Source organism: Streptomyces sp. NBC_00287, assembly GCF_036173105.1.
In the GTDB taxonomy this organism is placed as follows: domain Bacteria; phylum Actinomycetota; class Actinomycetes; order Streptomycetales; family Streptomycetaceae; genus Streptomyces.
The window spans coordinates 7,578,457-7,593,439 of the sequence record NZ_CP108053.1 but is presented as its reverse complement, the minus strand read 5'-3'; the positions used below and the strand labels follow the sequence as shown (position 1 = coordinate 7,593,439).

Genomic DNA, 14,983 nt, shown 5'->3' with positions numbered 1-14,983 from the left:
GAACGCAGGGCCACAGCAGTTCGAGACGGACTCCATCCGACATCCACGGGGATTCCTGCCGCGGCACCTACCCTCGCCAAACTCACCAGCCCGGCAACGCCATCTGGACCACGGAGAGTCGCTCATGACGTACGTCATCGCCCAGCCCTGCGTCGACCTCAAGGACAAGGCCTGCGTCGACGAGTGCCCCGTCGACTGCATCTACGAAGGCCAGCGGAAGATGTACATCAACCCCGACGAATGCGTCGACTGCGGCGCCTGCGAGCCTGTCTGCCCGGTCGAGGCGATCTTCTTCGAGGACGACGTGCCGGGCGAGTGGGCGGACTTCCGCCGGGCCGACACGGAGTTCTTCGCCGAGCTCGGCTCCCCGGGCGGCGCCGCGAACCTCGGCCCCGTCGAGTCCGACCACGCCGTGGTCGCCGAGCTGCCCGTGACGGCCAAGCCGTGACGAACGGGTGAGTTCGTCGGCTGTTCACACGGCCCTCGTTGACGCACGCCCGCCACGTCCATAGCTTCGTGCCCGCCTGACATCACGTCAGCAAAGGGCTGTGCCGAGGAGAGGGGCGGGACGTGCGGCTGAGTCTTCGGGGCGCGGGGGTCGTGTGCGCGCTGATCGCGGGTCTGCTGCCCGTGTCGTCCGCGACCGCCTCCGCGACGACCGCGACCGAACCGCTCCCCCTGGAGCGGCTCTTCGACAACACCGCGGTCAGCGACGACTCCCGCCCCGCCGAGGCGGACTTCGACGGCACCGGCGCCTCTCTGTCGGCCGCGGACCTGGCCGCCGCCGGCTGGACCCCCGGCCGCACGCTCACCGTGCAGGGCGCCCGCCTAACCTGGCCGGGCCGCATCGCGGGCGAGCCGGACAACGTCCTGGCCGACGGCCAGAACATCCGCGTCCGCGGCCGGGGTGACGCCCTCGCCTTCCTCGTCGCCGGCACCACCGGCGAGGAAGTGACCGGCACCGGCACGGTCGCATACGCGAACGGCAGCCGCACCCCGTACCGGCTGACCGCCCCCGACTGGCGCACGGGCCCGCTCGCCACCAAGGCTCTGGCCCTCCCCCACGTCAACACACCGGGCGGTCAACTCCCCGAGAAGGCCCGGCTGTACGTCGTCACGGTGCCGCTCGCGGCGGGCCGCGAGGTGGCCTCGGTACGGCTGCCGCGCGCGGCCGGACTGCATGTGTTCGCCGTGTCGGTGCGCACCGACACCCTCGGTTGGAGCGGAAGTTGGGGCACGGCGACCGGCGGCTATGCGGCCGTGGGCCCGTGGACCGACCGGACGCTGCGTCTTGTGGTGCACACCTCGGCGGGCGGGCCGCAGGTCCGCGTCCGGTTCGACAACACCTTCGCGGCGGCGCCGGTACGGATCGGGAGCGCCACGGTGGCGGTCCAGGCGTCCGGCGCCACACCGCAGGGGACGCCGGTGCCGCTGTCGTTCGGCGGTGCCGCGGGCACCGAGATCCCGGCGGGCGCCCAGGTGTTCAGCGACCCGCTGGGCTTCTCGGTGCCCGCGGACACGAACCTCCTGGTCAGCTTCCATCTGCCCGGCACGGTGTCGGCGGCACCCGTGCACCGGCTCGCGCAGCAACGGTCGTATGTGAGCGAACCGGGTGACCACTCGGCCGACGGCTCCGCTACGGCGTACACCTCGACCCTGACCAGTTGGCCGCTGCTCGGTGGCGTGGACGTGAGCGGTGGGCCCGGGTCGGTGGTGCTGCTCGGGGACTCGATCACCGACGGCGACAAGTCCACGGTCGACGCGAACCGGCGCTGGCCGAATGTGCTGGCGTCCCGGCTGCTCGGCCAGGACGAGGTTCCGCACTACGGCGTGGTCAACCAGGGGATCTCCGGCAACCGTGTGGTCGCCGACCGCTACCCCGGTGACGGTGTCTCCACCGACACGGCCGGGGTGAACGCCCTCAACCGCTTCGACCGGGATGTCCTCGCCCAGCCGTCGGTGCGTACGGCGGTGGTGTTCGAGGGCGTCAACGATGTGCGCTGGGGCGCGACCTCGGAGCAGGTGATCGAGGGCCTGCGTCAGCTCGCGGACCGGGGACACGCGCGCGGGCTGCGGATGCTGGCCGCCACGATCGTGCCGTGCGAGGGCGAGGCACGGTGTACGGCCGCCGCCGACGCGGAGCGGGTCGAGGTGAACGCGTGGATCCGGGACGCGGGGGCCTTCGACGGCGTCCTGGACTTCGACGCTGCCCTGCGGGATCCCGCGCATCCCGCGCGCATCCTTCCGGAGTTCGACAGTGGCGACCATCTGCATCCGGGCGACGCGGGGCTCGCTGCGCTGGCCTCATCGGTCGATCTGCGGGCGTTGATGCCCTGATCGTCAGGATCTACACATCAAGGTCCACCACCACCGGCGCATGGTCCGACGCGCCCTTGCCCTTGCGCTCCTCGCGGTCCACGTACGCGTCCTTGGCCGCTGTCGCGAACGGCTCGTTGCCGTAGACCAGGTCGATGCGCATGCCGCGGTTCTTGGGGAAGCAGAGCTGGCGGTAGTCCCAGTAGGTGAAGGGGTGGTCGTACTTCAGGGGGCGGGGGACCACATCGGACAGGCCCGCCTCGCGGAGGGACGCCAGGGCCGCGCGCTCGGCGGGGGTGACATGGGTCAGACCCTCGAAGGCCGCCACGTCGTAGACGTCGTCGTCCGTCGGCGCCACGTTGTAGTCGCCCAGCACCGCGAACGGGCGGCTGCCGCCCGCGTCACCCGCGACGGCCGCCTTCAGGGCCTCGAACCACTGGAGCTTGTAGGCGTAGTGGGGGTGGTCCACCTCACGGCCGTTCGGTACGTACACCGACCAGACGCGGACCGGGCCGCAGGTCGCGGCGATGGCGCGGGGCTCGACCGAGCCTTCGTAGCCGGGGTCGCCGGGCACGCCCTTGACGACGTCCTCGATGCCGACGCGGGAGAGCACCGCCACGCCGTTCCACCGGCCGGTCGCGTGGACCGCCGACTCGTAGCCCAGCTCGCGCAGTTGCTCCGTCGGGAAGGCGTCCTCGGCGACCTTGGCCTCCTGGAGGCAGAGCACGTCGGTGCCACTGCTCTCCAGCCAGGCAAGGAGCCTCGGCAGGCGGGCGGTGATCGAGTTCACGTTCCAGGTCGCGATACGCATGACTCACAACCTACCCGGCGGCACTGACAATCAGAGAGCCGCGCTCTCCCCGGGCGCAAGGCGCAGGTGCTCGGCGCCGCCGAGAGCGCCGATCTGGTTGTCGTAGATCGGCCGGGCGAGGTCGGTGAGCAGGGCGTCGTGGATGTCGTAGGCGCGCTGTGGTTTGACCTCACGGACGTACTCGATGACCTCGGAGATCTTGTTCCAGGGGGCCATGACCGGGAGCATCAGTGTCTCGACCGGGTGGTCGGGGACGGTGAGGGCGTCGCCGGGGTGGAAGACGCGGCCGCCGTCGACGAGATAGCCGACGTTGGTGATGCGGGGGATGTCCGGGTGGATGACCGCGTGCAGTTCGCCGTGGACCTGGACGTCGAAGCCGGCGGCGGTGAAGGTGTCGCCGTGGCCGACGGTGTGCACCCGGCCCGGGAAGGCGGCCGAGATCTTCTCCGCGACCGACTTCAGGGTCCAGATCTCGGCGGCCGGGTCGGCCTCCATCGCGGTGCGCAGCCGCTCTTCGTCGAAGTGGTCGGGGTGCTCGTGCGTGACGAGGATCGCGTCCGCGCCGAGGGCGGCGTCCTCCTCGCTGAAAACTCCGGGGTCGAGGACGAGCGTGCGCCCGTCCTTCTCCAGACGGACGCAGGCGTGCGACTTCTTCGTGAACCTCATGGCACCATCGTGCCCCCGCGCCGCGGCGAGGTCATTCGGTGGGCGTGGTCTCCTCGCGGATGACCTGCTGAGCCACCGTGAACGCGCTGTTCGCCGCCGGTACGCCGCAGTAGACCGCGGCCTGCAGCAGCACTTCCTTGATCTCGGTGGGCGTCAGGCCGTTGCGCAGGGCGGCGCGAGTGTGGAAGGCGAGCTCCTCCAGGTGGCCGCCGGCGACCAGGGCGGTGAGGGTGACGCAGCTGCGCGAGCGGCGGTCGAGGCCGGGGCGGTCCCAGATCTCGCCCCAGGCGTAGCGGGTGACGAACTCCTGGAAGTCGCCCGAGAACTCGTCGGCCTGCGCCAGCGCCCGGTCGACATGCGCGTCGCCGAGCACCTCGCGGCGCACCTTGATCCCGGCGTCGTACGGGTCGGGGCGACCGCCCGCCACGGGGGCCGGGACGGGGGCGGGGGCGATCTCGGCGATGGGCGCGGGCTGCGGGGGTGCGGCTGCGGGTGCCGGGGCCGTGGTGAGGACCGGCTTCACGGGGGCCGCGGGGATGGCGACCTGGCCGGTGGTCGAGTCGTAGGCGGGCTGCCAGGCCGTGGAGAAGTGTCTGACCAGCAGATCGGTGACGGCGGCCGGCTGTTCCACCGGTACGAGGTGGGAGGCGCCGGGGACCACGGCGAGCCGGGCGTCGGGGATGCCGGCGACCAGGGTGCGGGCCTCGGCGGGGCCAGTGACCTGGTCCTCGGAGCCGACCAGGACGAGGGTGGGGACGCCGACGCTGGTGAGCTCGGTGCGCACGTCGAAGGAGGCCAGCGCCTCGCAGCTGGCGATGTAGCAGCCGGGGTCGGTGGTGCGCACCATCTGTACGGCCCAGTCCGTGATGGCCGGCTGGGCGGCGGCGAAGCCATGGGTGAACCAGCGCTCGGGCGAGGTACGGGCGATGGGGTCGAGGCCGTTCGTCCGGACGATCACCCCGCGCTGGCGGAACTCGTCGGCCGTGCCGAAGCGGGGCGAGGCGGCGATCAGGGCGAGCGAGGCGAGCCGCTCCGGGTGGCGCAGGGCCAGCTCCACGCCCACCGCCCCGCCGAGCGCGCAGCCCGCGTACCCGAAGCGCTGCACACCGAGGCCGTCCAGCGTGCCGAGCAGCCGCACGGCGAGCTCGGCGACCGAGCCCGCGGGGTACGCCGGTGCGCCGCCGTGTCCCGGCAGGTCGAACCGGAAGACCCGCCACTGCTGCGTCAGCTCGGGAACCTGGCGGTCCCACATGTGCCACGTTGTACCCAGTGAGGGACCCAAGATCAGGACAGGAGCGTCTTCTGGCCCGTCAAAGCGGTATTGGAGGGTGTTAGTCGGTGTCTCACTCACCCGCCTGACCCTCTCATCTGTCACGAGATGTCACATCCCCGGGGTAGAGGTAGCGGGACGTGGCTCTCCCAAGACGGCACCCCTCGGCTGTCAGCACGAGTGTGGCGGCACGGATGAGTCCCGGCGTGGCTCACCTGGCGACCTCCTGGAATCCCACCCAGACACCACACGCAGTGAACAAGATCTGTCTCCGGCACGTAGCCAGATGCCAGGTACGCCTCCCCCAGAGCGAGCCTCTCCTCGGCTTGGAGAGCGCGGAATGCCTTCAGGGCGCCCAGCACCAGTGCTGGCAGCGGCAGCTCCCGCTCACCCGGGCGGCGTAGAGACGCTCTCCCCTAATGCCATGAATGAACTTCTGAACCTCGTAGACGTTCCAGGGCAGCGCCTCCTCTTTCCTCTTCCGCCCTTCCTTGCGTGCCCGCCGCGGAATGGTCACATGCGCAGCGGCATTGATATACACCAACCGCCGAGTAACGGCTCTCCCCAGCGCTTCCTTCGTGGGTCTGGTTCTTCTCGTGCCAGCCGCGCTCTAACCAACGCAGGCCGTATCCCAAGAGGGCCGGAAGCTGCCGCCACCTGCGATTCCGCGATCTGGCCACTGCGGCCCGACGGGGAGCAATGCCCCTGTTGTCGCTGATGCTGGTGCGGCTGCCCTCCGCCGCCTCTGCCCTTGACCTGCTCAATACGAGCACTGTCCTGTCCCTCTCGGCTCCTGCACTCAACCAGGAGCGCCGACCGCGGCCTGTCGCGTGCCGGTCGCCTTCGACGCCGCTTGCCCGTAGGTATTCGGAAGCTCCTCTCCTGCCGCCCCCACTCGGCGTCGGCACTGACCGGCCGAAGCGAGAAGCACAACCTCACAAATGTGAATGTTTTGCGCTTTTCCGGGCACTGAATGAGTTCTACCCTCATGTACAGATGGCGGGCGGATGGCCGGCCAGTGGACCACCGCCGCTGTAACGAGCGGAGGCTGAGATGAAAGCGTCGATACGGCGGTCCGCGATCTTCGCAAGCGCGGCTGCCCTTGTGATAGCCGTCTGCGGTACGACGGGCACAGCCCGGGCCGACCCGGGCGATGGTGAGCTCCAGTTCGGCTACGTCCTGCCGGAGACGGGACAGCTGGCCTACCTCGGTCCGCCGCAGATCGAGTCGGTGAAGTTCGCGATACAGACGATCAACGACGCCGGCGGGGTACTGGGCAAGCCGGTGCCGACTGTGGTCTCCAGTGACGAGGCGGGCCAGGAGGCCGTTGCCGCGCAGTCGGCGGACCGGGTCCTCGCGTCGGGCGTGGACGCGGTCATCGGCGCCGCGGCTTCCGGCATGTCGCTGGCGTTCATCGACCGGGTGACCGGAGCGGGCGTCGTGCAGTGTTCCGCGTCGAACACCGCACCCACCTTCACCGACTACGAGGACGACGGGTACTACTTCCGTACCGCGCCGAGCGACGCCTTGCAGGGGCCCATCCTGGCGGACGTCGTCCGCGAGGACGGCCACGACCGGGTGGCTCTGGTCGCACGGGCGGACGACTACGGGCGCGGCCTCATGGAGAGCACACGGGAGGTACTCGAGGACCGCGGTGCGACGGTGACGCTCGCCGAGACGTACGACCCGAAGGCGAGCAACTTCGACCAGGTCGTCCAGCGGATAGAGAACTCCAGCCCGGACGCCGCCGTGGTGATCGCGTTCGAGGAGGGCACCCAGATCCTCCAGGGCATGATCGAGTCCGGAATCGGGCCCGACCGGATCGGCGTCTACGGCGCCGACGGACTGCGCAGCGAGGAGCTGGCCTCGCTGGTCGCCCCGGGCCAGCCCGAGCGGCTCTCCGGGATGAAGGGGACCGCGCCGGCCTCGGCGGAGAACGAGCAGTACGTGAACGATCTGAAGAAGTTCGCGCCCGAGCTGAGGGAGCTGCAGTTTGCACCGCAGGCGTTCGACTGCGTGACGACGATCGCGCTCGCCGCCGAGAAGGCGAAGTCCGACGACCCGGGCGAGTTCGTGAAGGAGATGAACGGGATCACCAGGGACGGCGAGAAGTGCAACTCGTTCGCCGCCTGCAAAGAGCTGATCGCCGACGGCAAGGACATCGACTACCAGGGTGTGAGCGGCCCGCTCGACTTCATCGACAAGGGCGAACCCGGCCAGGCGACGATTGAGGTGTACGGCTACGACGACAAGGGGCAGTTGCAGACCCTGCGTATCGAGACCAGCAAGGCACAGGAGTGACGAGGCGAGCAAGTGGGACAGGAGTGACCAAAAGGAGCGACAGGGACAGGAGTCAACGGGTGCGGGCGAGCGTGCCGAGGTAGAGCTCGATCACCTTCTCGTCGTGCAGCAGTGCTTTACCCGTGCCGGTGTACGCGTTGCGGCCCTGGTCGAGTACGTAGCCGCGGTCGCAGAACTGCAGGCACCTGCGGGCGTTCTGCTCGACCATGAGCACGGCGACGCCCGCGCTGTTGATCGTTCTGCACCGGTCGAAGACATCGTCTTGATGGAGCGGTGACAGGCCGGCCGACGGCTCGTCGAGCAGCAGCAGCTGCGGCTCCATCATCAGGGCGCGCGCCATCGCGAGCATCTGGCGTTCGCCGCCGGACATCGCGACGGCCTTCTGCTTGCGGCGGTCGGCCAGCACGGGGAAGAGCTCCTCCACCGCAGCGACCCGCCGTGCGTAGTCCCTGGGCCGAAGATAGACGCCCATCCGCAGATTCTCCTCGACGGTCAGCGTGGGGAATACGTTCTGCAGCTGCGGTACGTAGCCCACGCCCCGCCGGACCAGCTCGTGCGCGGGCCGGCCGGTCACGTCCTCGCCGCGCAGCCGCACGGTCCCGCCGCGCACCCGCAGCAGCCCGAAGACGGCCTTGACGAGCGTCGACTTGCCGGCGCCATTGGGGCCGATCACTCCGACCACTTCGCCCGGACGCACCTCGATGCTGCATCCGCGCAGCACGTCCACACCGGGGACGTAGCCGGCGATGATGCCGTCGGCCGCCAGCACCGGTGCCTGCTCTTCGGCGGACATCGCTACGCCTCCCTCTCGTTCCCGCTCCCCTTCTCCTTCTGCTCGGTCGCCTGCGGTTCGTCGTGCCGTTTGCCCAGGTAGGCGTCCACGACGGCGGGGTTTCGGGCGATCGTGTGCGGTGGGCCCTCGGCCACCAGCCGGCCGTCGGCCATAACGGCCACCCAGTCGCTGATGCCCATCACCACGTCCATGTCGTGCTCGACGAAGCACACCGTCAGCCCCTCGTCGCGCAGCTGCGTGATGTGTCCGAGCAGCGACTGGGTCAGCGCGGGGTTCACCCCGGCCATCGGCTCGTCGAGTAGGAGCATGACCGGCCGGGCCATCAGCGCGCGGGCCAGTTCCAGCAGTTTGCGCTGACCACCGGAGAGCGTGCCGGCATGGTCGTCGCGCAGCGGACCGAGCCGGAAGCGGTCCAGCAGTTCGTCGGCTCGGCGCTCGAACTCCCGTTCCTGCCCGCGCCACAGCGGTCGCAGCAGCGCGGGCAGCACCCGCTCGCCGCGTTGCCCGGGCGCGGCAAGCAGCAGGTTCTCCAGCACCGTGAGCCGGGCGAGCGCCCTGGAGAGCTGGAACGTACGGACCAGTCCCCGCTGCGCCACCCGGTATGCCGGGGCGCCGGTGAACGGCTGTCCGTCGAACGACCACCGGCCGCCGTCGGCCCGGTCGAACCCGCTCACCACGTTGAACAACGTGGTCTTGCCGGCACCGTTGGGTCCGATGAGCGCAGTTATGGCCCCGCGCTGCACCTCCAGGTGCTCGACCCGCACGGCGACGAGGCCGCCGAAGGTTCGGGTCACCTGGTCCAGGACCAGCAGGGGATCGGGCTTGCGTACCCCCGGCTCGGGATCGATCGCAGAGAGCCGGCCCGGGTGGGATACGACAGGGTCAGCGGCCACTGAGCAGCATCTCCTTCCGGCTGCCGAGAATGCCCTGTGGCCTGAACGCGACCAGCAGGATCAGGGCGACCCCGACCAGGGCGAAGCGCACCGCGCCGACCTCCGACGTGCTGATGAGGTCCGGCGAGATGTACTCGGCGTCGATGGCCTGGCGGAGCGCGCTGTCGAGGAAGCTGAGGACGAACCAGAACAGGATCGAGCCGACGACCGGCCCGAGGATCCGCCCGGCACCCCCGAGGATAAGCAGCGTGTACAGGAAGAACGTGACGCCCGGATCGTAGTTGTCCGGGTTCACGGACTGCACCTGGATCGCCTGCATCATGCCTGCGACCGCCCCGATGACGCCGCCGAGCACGAGGCTCTGCATCTTGTACGCGTAGACGTTCTTGCCGAGGCTGCGCGCGGCGACCTCGTCCTCACGGATCGACCGGATGACACGGCCCCACGGGCTGTGGATCAGCAGGGCCAGCAGACCTGCGGTCACGAGCACCAGCGCCCATCCGACGATCATCACCCAGAGGTCGCGGGAGCTGAACCTCACGAGCCACACGCCGTAGGTGCCGGGCTCGATGGGGCTGAGTTCGTAGAAGTCGTTCGCGAATCTCTGCAGCCCGAACACCCCGCCGGTGACCGGCTCTGCCCAGCTGGAGCGGTAGAACAGCCGTAGCGTCTCCCCCGCCGCGATCGTGGTGATGGCGAGATAATCGGCGCGCAGCCGCAGGGTGGGCAGGCCGAGGAGCAGGGCCAGCACGATCGCGCAGGCGATTCCGCCCAGGAGGCCGAGCCACATCGGGCCGTCGTACGTGGACACGGTGATGGCGAGTCCGTAACCGCCGACCAGCATGAATCCGACCTGGCCGAAGTTCAGCAGCCCCGTGTAACCGAAGTGCAGGTTCAGCCCGATCGCGGCGAGGGCGTAGACGGCGGCGATGGGGCCGATTCCGGAGCGGAGTGCGTCGGAGACGATGGCCGAGAAGTCCATGGCGCACCCCTCACCCGACGCGTTCGGCCCGGCCGAGGATGCCCTGCGGCCGGACGAGGAGGACGAGGATGAGGACGAGCAGCGCCCAGGCGTACTGCAGGTCGACCGGGAACCACAGCGTGGACATCTGGGCGACGATGCCGATGACGAGGCTGCCGACCATCGCACCGTAGGCGGAGCCGAGGCCGCCCAGGATGATCCCCGCGAACATCAGCAGCAGCAGTTTGAAGCCCATGTCCCAGGTGACGATCTCCACCAGGCCGAAGAAGACCCCACCGAGTGCGGCCAGTCCGCCGGCAAGCATCCACACGAACAGCACCACCCGCTGCACGTCGATGCCCGACGCCTCCGCGAGGTCACGGTTGGCGGAGACGGCCCGCACGGCCGTGCCGATCCGCGTCTTCTGCAGGAGCGCGGCGATGCCGAGCAGCACCAGCACGGCGAGCAGGGTGACCGTGAGGTCCCGTGGGGTGATGCCGGCCGGGCCCAGGTCGATCGTGCTCTGGATGTCGTACTGCGCGTAGGAGGCGGGTCGGGTTCCGTACAGCACGAGTACGACGTGGCGCAGCAGCAGCGAGAGCCCGATGGTCACGATGAACATGTTGATCAGCCCGGTACCCCGAGCCCGCAGCGGGCGCCAGATACCTCGATCAACCGCCCCGCCCAGCAGGGCACCGAAGACCACCGCGGCGACGGCGGCGGGAATCAGATGCCAGCCCGGACCGGCCGCGGAAACGTTGAGGAAGAACGCGAAGGTGGCGCCGATCGTGACGAACTCACCGTGCGCGAAGTTGATCAGGTGGATGGTGCCGAAGATCAGCGAGAGCCCGACCGATGTGATCGCGATGATCACTCCGAACTGAATACCGTCGATCAGCGCCTGCAGAGCGCGCGCGGCGAACGTTGGGCCGCGCGGGACTTCCTCACCCTGTCCCCGCGCGGAGATCGCGGGCACCGTTACGAGGACCAGGGCGAGGGCCGGTACGAGCATCCGCTGATAGCGCATGGTGGTTCCGGTACGTCACGAACGTCCCTTGTGGGCTCAGTGTAGGTGCAGGTCGGGGCGGTGACACGGGTAGCGGACCACGGGTAGGTGCCCCACGGAAAGCAGAGGATGCGGGATGGGCGACAGCGAGAACCTCGCGAGTGCCTGCAGCGCCAGGGCCCGCCCGGACCGGGCGAGCACCTCGACCTCGGAGGCGAGAGTCCTCCGACAGCACACGCATTCCTGAATTCACTGTGTTGCCCCGTCGACAGATCGGGCCGCCGGAAAGCGCGACGGCTTGCCTCAAGTTCAGAAGAATCCATGTTCCGGTTGGGTTTTCTGTCGGAATTCCAGTCGTCGATGAACCCCCGTCGTTCGGCACGGCCCTCGTCGTCGGTGTCACCGTGGCCACACTGCTCCACCTCCTGATGGGGGGCGCTGACCCGCATGCCGCTCAACTTCGATGGCGCGCGCTCAGGGTTCTCGACAGCCTTCCTTGTTCGCAGACCAGAACAGCTAACCGAAGCAGAGCAAACCCCGTCGACCACCGCTCAACCGGGCCCGTCCCCGCACGCGGAGACCCCCGACCGGGGCGTCCTCCGGGCCGTCGAAGCGGTATTGCAGGGTGTTCGTCACGCTCTCACTCACGCCGTGCCGGGTCTCACATCTCACCGTTCCCACGAGCAACGGGGTATGCCGGAGAAGCCGAGCCCCGTCAGGACGTTCCTGACGGGGCGGGGGCCGTCAGCTGCCGTCGCGGAGCCCGGCGAGGGTCCGCTGGTGGAACTCGATCTGCGAGAACGTCGCCTCACAGCCTTCACCGTGCGGCGCCTGTGCCAGGAAGCCCACGCGGACAGGGACGTCGGCGGACAGCTCGCCCAGCGAGAAGTAGCGGATCATTCGCCAGTACTCGCCGTCGTCGGAGGAGTGGAAGGCGAAAGCCCGTCCCAGGCGCGAGATACGCAGCCAGGTGTGGCGGACCGGCACGAGCTGGGAGTTGGCGTCGTCGGAGTCGCCACGGGTGACGACGGAGACGACGCTGGGCTCGCCCTGCGGGGTGTATTCGAAGCAGAGCTTCGCCCAGCGGTCTTCGTCGAGTTGGAGGAAGAGGACACCTGCGTCGAAGGTGTCGCGGAAGTCCACCTCGACGCGGGCGCTCAGCTGAAAGTCGCCACGGACTTCGCCGACGAGGCGGACCGGGTCACCGGGATCGGCTGTCTCCGCAACCGCGGGGTCGCAGAACAGGTCCGTTCGCGCCGCTGCCGACAGCCGGAGTCCGGTATCCGTCGACCATGCACCGGCTCCCCGCGCGACCAGGCCGAACGGGAGCTCGGCAATCTTCACTTCATTGCTCATGAGGGAATCCCTTCTTACAGAGGTGGTCCACGTCAAGCTCGGCGAGCGAGTTCAGGGAAGTCACTCCGCCGGGGAACTCGAGGTGTCGGGTCAAAAGGCTCGGCACCCCGATGCACCGCATCCCCGCGGCGAGAGCCGCCTTCGCCCCTGGCAGGGAATCCTCCAGGGCCACGGCCTCGTCGGGTCGTACCGCGAGGATCCGCAACGCGTTGCGGTACAGATCCGGTGCGGGCTTGGGGTGCTCGGCGTCCTCGCGGGTCACGATCGCCCGGAACTTCTCGTGGATGCCGTACTGGTGGAGATACGGCTCGACCGACTCCCGGCGGGAGCTGGACGCCACGGCACAGGACAGGCCCGACTCCTCGGCCCTGCGGAGCAGGTCCGTCACGCCCGGCAGCGGAACGGTCCCGGCCAGGTTCGTCGAGATGTACAGGCCGATCAGCGGCCACACACGGCGCTCGCGTGCCAGCCGGGCGAAGATCCGGACGTTCTGGCGGACGCTGCGGGCCATGCCGAGGGACCGGCGGTTGTGCATGGCGATCCGGCCAGCCGCTGTCTCGTGGGTGAGCCAGTGCCGCCACAGGAAGTGGATCGTCATGGTGATCGCGCCGACGAAGTAGATCACCCGCAGCGTCGGCACGGTGCCGTGCTCGTCGATCAGTCCGCCCGCGACGGGCCTGAGCAGACCGGCCGCCGTGATGATGAGCTTGATCGCGGCGAAGACGCGGGGGCGGTCGGCCTCCGGTGTGTCCTCCGTCGCCATCAGGCTGAACGACGTGTTGACCACGGCCGAGCAGGACGCCAGGACGTAGCCCGCGAGGAACATCCAGAAGTTGTCCGCGATCGCCCACAGCAGCATCGGCACCGACCAGCCGAGCAGGTCGAAGATGAGCGTGGCCCGGCGTCTGCCGAGGCGGTCCCGGTGAGTGCACCTGCCGGGTCAGCGAGATGGGGCCGTCCACCGGGGCGGTGAATCCGGGCAGTTGGCGAAGCGTGGTGGACGCCTCGTGCCGGCACGTCGAATCGTGCGGGCCCTGCGGACAGTTCGGCACCACCTCGACGACATAGTCGGTGGCCGAAGCGGCCCGCCCGGCCGAGCGGAACGCCGCTGACCAGCCGCGCATGGCCATGAAACGCGGCGAGGGCAGGGCGAGCGAGACGTTGGCCAGGTCCAGGGTGTCGTACCGGGGGGCGCCGGCGGCCGAACGGTGCGGCAGGCCCAGCTCGGTCAGCGCGTCCAGCAACTCCGCGCCGATGCCGTACTGCCAGGCGGCCTCGGCGGAGGTCTGTCCGAAGTCGCGGTACCGGTCGGGGACGCGCCGCACCCGGTCCACGATCTCGCCCAGTGCCGCTGTGTCGGTCGCGGGTGTGCCACGGGTCCGGCTCATCGGCGGGCACCTGCCCGGTACGAGGAGGCCTGGAGGGAGTAGAGGTCGTGGTACTGGCCGCGGCGGGCCACGAGTTCCTCGTGGGTGCCGTACTCGACCAGTCGGGAACCGTCGAGGACGACGATCAAGTCGGCCATCTGGATGGTGGAGAAGCGGTGCGAGACCAGCAGCGTGATCCGCCCGGAGTCGCGCTGCCGCTCGTCCCGGGCCGCCTGCGCGTACCGCTCGAAGAGCGCGTGCTCCATTTCTGCGTCGAGGGCCGAGGTCGGCTCGTCGAGCACCAGCAGCAGCGGGGTGTCCCGGACGAAGCCACGGGCCAGGGCGATCTTCTGCCACTGGCCGTGGGAGAGGTCCACGCCTTTCTCCCACGCCGTGCCCAGCTGGGTGTCCAGTCCGTGCGGCAGCCCGGACACCAGGTCCTCGGCGCCCGCCCGGACCAGCGCGGTACGGGTGGCCGCAGGGTCGTCCAGGCGCGGCAGGTCACCGACGCCGACCGACTGGTACACGGGGTACTCGAAGCGGAAGAAGTCCTGGAACGCCCCGCTGACCCGGGCGCGCCAGTCGGCCGAGGAGAGTGCGGCGAGGTCGGTTCCGTCCACCCGGATGGTGCCGGCGGTCGGTGCGTAGAACCGGCACAGCAGCTTCACCAGGCTGCTCTTGCCCGCCCCGTTCTCACCGACCAGGGCGATCACCTTGCCCGCGGGGAGGTCGAGGCTGATGTCCTCCAGAACGGGCTTCTCGCTCCCGGGATACCGGAACGAGACGTTCTCCAACTGGATCCCCCGGCCCAGGCGTTCGGGCGCGGCCCGGCCGGCCTCGGCGCGGTCCGCCTCGGCGAAGTCCTCCAGCCAGGCCAGCCGTCGCGACACGTCCAGCCAGATCGATCGGTAGAACTGGGTCTGCGTCACTGTGTTGTTGACGTACTCGGCCAGTCGGCTCCCGGCCGCGAGGACCAGCAGGACGTCCGAGGCACCCGTCCCGTCCGTCGCGGCGTACACCACGGCCCCGACGAATCCGGCCGCGAAGACGGCCTGAGCCAGTACCCCCCAGCCGGTCGTGGTCCACTTGGCGCGGGCCAGCGGAAGATGGCCCGAAAGCGGAGGTGGAGGAGTTCCTGTGGGGGCTGGAGGAGTTGCTCACCTCGATGTGACGTCTCCACCGAGGTCGGCGGAATGCCGTCTGTTCACGGGTGGGGGCGGCCAATAGGCTCTGCGACCTTCGC

Annotated in this window: 13 protein-coding genes and 1 pseudogene; 3 read left to right on the top strand and 11 right to left on the bottom strand. The window is 69.6% G+C overall.

Annotated elements, in window-relative coordinates; genetic code table 11:
• The first annotated feature begins 124 nt into the window (after positions 1 to 124).
• Complete coding sequence (gene fdxA, locus OHT76_RS34455) at positions 125 to 448, top strand: ferredoxin (protein WP_328874766.1); 324 nt, start codon at positions 125 to 127, stop codon at positions 446 to 448.
• A gap of 122 nt (positions 449 to 570) precedes the next feature.
• A complete protein-coding gene (locus OHT76_RS34450; protein ID WP_443049869.1) occupies positions 571 to 2,337 on the top strand; it encodes an SGNH/GDSL hydrolase family protein in 1,767 nt (588 codons plus the stop codon).
• Between the two features lie 10 nt (positions 2,338 to 2,347).
• Here the strand turns inward: OHT76_RS34450 and OHT76_RS34445 are convergent, their stop codons facing one another.
• Genes OHT76_RS34445 through pcaDC form a run of 3 tightly spaced genes read right to left on the bottom strand, consistent with a single transcriptional unit; the run spans position 2,348 to position 5,144 of the window.
• Complete coding sequence (locus tag OHT76_RS34445; protein ID WP_328874765.1) at positions 2,348 to 3,127, bottom strand: exodeoxyribonuclease III; 780 nt, start codon at positions 3,125 to 3,127, stop codon at positions 2,348 to 2,350.
• 30 nt (positions 3,128 to 3,157) lie between these two features.
• Complete coding sequence (locus OHT76_RS34440; RefSeq protein ID WP_328874764.1) at positions 3,158 to 3,793, bottom strand: MBL fold metallo-hydrolase; 636 nt, start codon at positions 3,791 to 3,793, stop codon at positions 3,158 to 3,160.
• A gap of 31 nt (positions 3,794 to 3,824) precedes the next feature.
• The gene (gene pcaDC / locus OHT76_RS34435; protein ID WP_328874763.1) at positions 3,825 to 5,144 is read right to left on the bottom strand and encodes a bifunctional 3-oxoadipate enol-lactonase/4-carboxymuconolactone decarboxylase PcaDC; all 1,320 of its coding nucleotides are present in this window, start codon (positions 5,142 to 5,144) and stop codon (positions 3,825 to 3,827) included.
• Positions 5,145 to 6,116: 972 nt separating this feature from the next.
• Between pcaDC and OHT76_RS34430 the strand changes: the two genes are divergently transcribed.
• Entirely contained in the window at positions 6,117 to 7,364 is a 1,248-nt protein-coding gene (locus OHT76_RS34430) for an ABC transporter substrate-binding protein (RefSeq protein ID WP_328874762.1), read from the top strand.
• A 52-nt stretch (positions 7,365 to 7,416) separates the two neighbouring features.
• On the opposite strand, the gene OHT76_RS34425 is transcribed toward OHT76_RS34430, so the two are convergent.
• The 8 genes and pseudogenes from OHT76_RS34425 to OHT76_RS34390 form a co-directional block, all read right to left on the bottom strand.
• Positions 7,417 to 8,157: an ABC transporter ATP-binding protein gene (locus OHT76_RS34425; RefSeq protein WP_328874761.1), complete on the bottom strand. Its 741-nt coding sequence runs from the start codon at positions 8,155 to 8,157 to the stop codon at positions 7,417 to 7,419.
• A gap of 2 nt (positions 8,158 to 8,159) precedes the next feature.
• A complete protein-coding gene (locus OHT76_RS34420) occupies positions 8,160 to 9,050 on the bottom strand; it encodes an ABC transporter ATP-binding protein (RefSeq protein ID WP_328874760.1) in 891 nt (296 codons plus the stop codon).
• Positions 9,040 to 10,032 carry a branched-chain amino acid ABC transporter permease gene (locus OHT76_RS34415; protein WP_328874759.1) on the bottom strand — a complete coding sequence of 331 codons (993 nt, stop codon included), beginning with the start codon at positions 10,030 to 10,032 and terminating at the stop codon, positions 9,040 to 9,042. Before OHT76_RS34415 ends, OHT76_RS34420 begins: the two co-directional genes overlap by 11 nt.
• Before the next feature lie 10 nt (positions 10,033 to 10,042).
• Entirely contained in the window at positions 10,043 to 11,038 is a 996-nt protein-coding gene (locus OHT76_RS34410; RefSeq protein ID WP_328874758.1) for a branched-chain amino acid ABC transporter permease, read from the bottom strand.
• A gap of 723 nt (positions 11,039 to 11,761) precedes the next feature.
• Complete coding sequence (locus OHT76_RS34405; RefSeq protein WP_328874757.1) at positions 11,762 to 12,373, bottom strand: DUF1349 domain-containing protein; 612 nt, start codon at positions 12,371 to 12,373, stop codon at positions 11,762 to 11,764.
• Positions 12,363 to 12,824 carry an HAD family hydrolase gene (locus OHT76_RS34400; RefSeq protein WP_328876696.1) on the bottom strand — a complete coding sequence of 154 codons (462 nt, stop codon included), beginning with the start codon at positions 12,822 to 12,824 and terminating at the stop codon, positions 12,363 to 12,365. The genes OHT76_RS34405 and OHT76_RS34400 overlap by 11 nt, the downstream gene beginning before the upstream one ends.
• Positions 12,801 to 13,280: pseudogene (locus tag OHT76_RS34395) on the bottom strand (MFS transporter); the annotation flags it as partial. The pseudogene OHT76_RS34395 and the gene OHT76_RS34400, both read right to left, overlap by 24 nt.
• Before the next feature lie 477 nt (positions 13,281 to 13,757).
• The gene (locus OHT76_RS34390) at positions 13,758 to 14,762 is read right to left on the bottom strand and encodes an ABC transporter ATP-binding protein (protein ID WP_328874756.1); all 1,005 of its coding nucleotides are present in this window, start codon (positions 14,760 to 14,762) and stop codon (positions 13,758 to 13,760) included.
• Between the last annotated feature and the right edge of the window lie 221 nt (positions 14,763 to 14,983).

Excerpts from the sequence above, each read along its gene's own strand:
- fdxA (WP_328874766.1), top strand. The coding sequence starts at position 125 with ATGACGTACGTCATCGCCCAGCCCTGCGTCGACCTCAAGGACAAGGCC.
- OHT76_RS34405 (WP_328874757.1), bottom strand. The coding sequence starts at position 12,373 with ATGAGCAATGAAGTGAAGATTGCCGAGCTCCCGTTCGGCCTGGTCGCG.
- OHT76_RS34410 (WP_328874758.1), bottom strand. The coding sequence starts at position 11,038 with ATGCGCTATCAGCGGATGCTCGTACCGGCCCTCGCCCTGGTCCTCGTA.
- OHT76_RS34445 (WP_328874765.1), bottom strand. The coding sequence starts at position 3,127 with ATGCGTATCGCGACCTGGAACGTGAACTCGATCACCGCCCGCCTGCCG.
- OHT76_RS34415 (WP_328874759.1), bottom strand. The coding sequence starts at position 10,032 with ATGGACTTCTCGGCCATCGTCTCCGACGCACTCCGCTCCGGAATCGGC.
- OHT76_RS34425 (WP_328874761.1), bottom strand. The coding sequence starts at position 8,157 with ATGTCCGCCGAAGAGCAGGCACCGGTGCTGGCGGCCGACGGCATCATC.
- OHT76_RS34430 (WP_328874762.1), top strand. The coding sequence starts at position 6,117 with ATGAAAGCGTCGATACGGCGGTCCGCGATCTTCGCAAGCGCGGCTGCC.
- OHT76_RS34440 (WP_328874764.1), bottom strand. The coding sequence starts at position 3,793 with ATGAGGTTCACGAAGAAGTCGCACGCCTGCGTCCGTCTGGAGAAGGAC.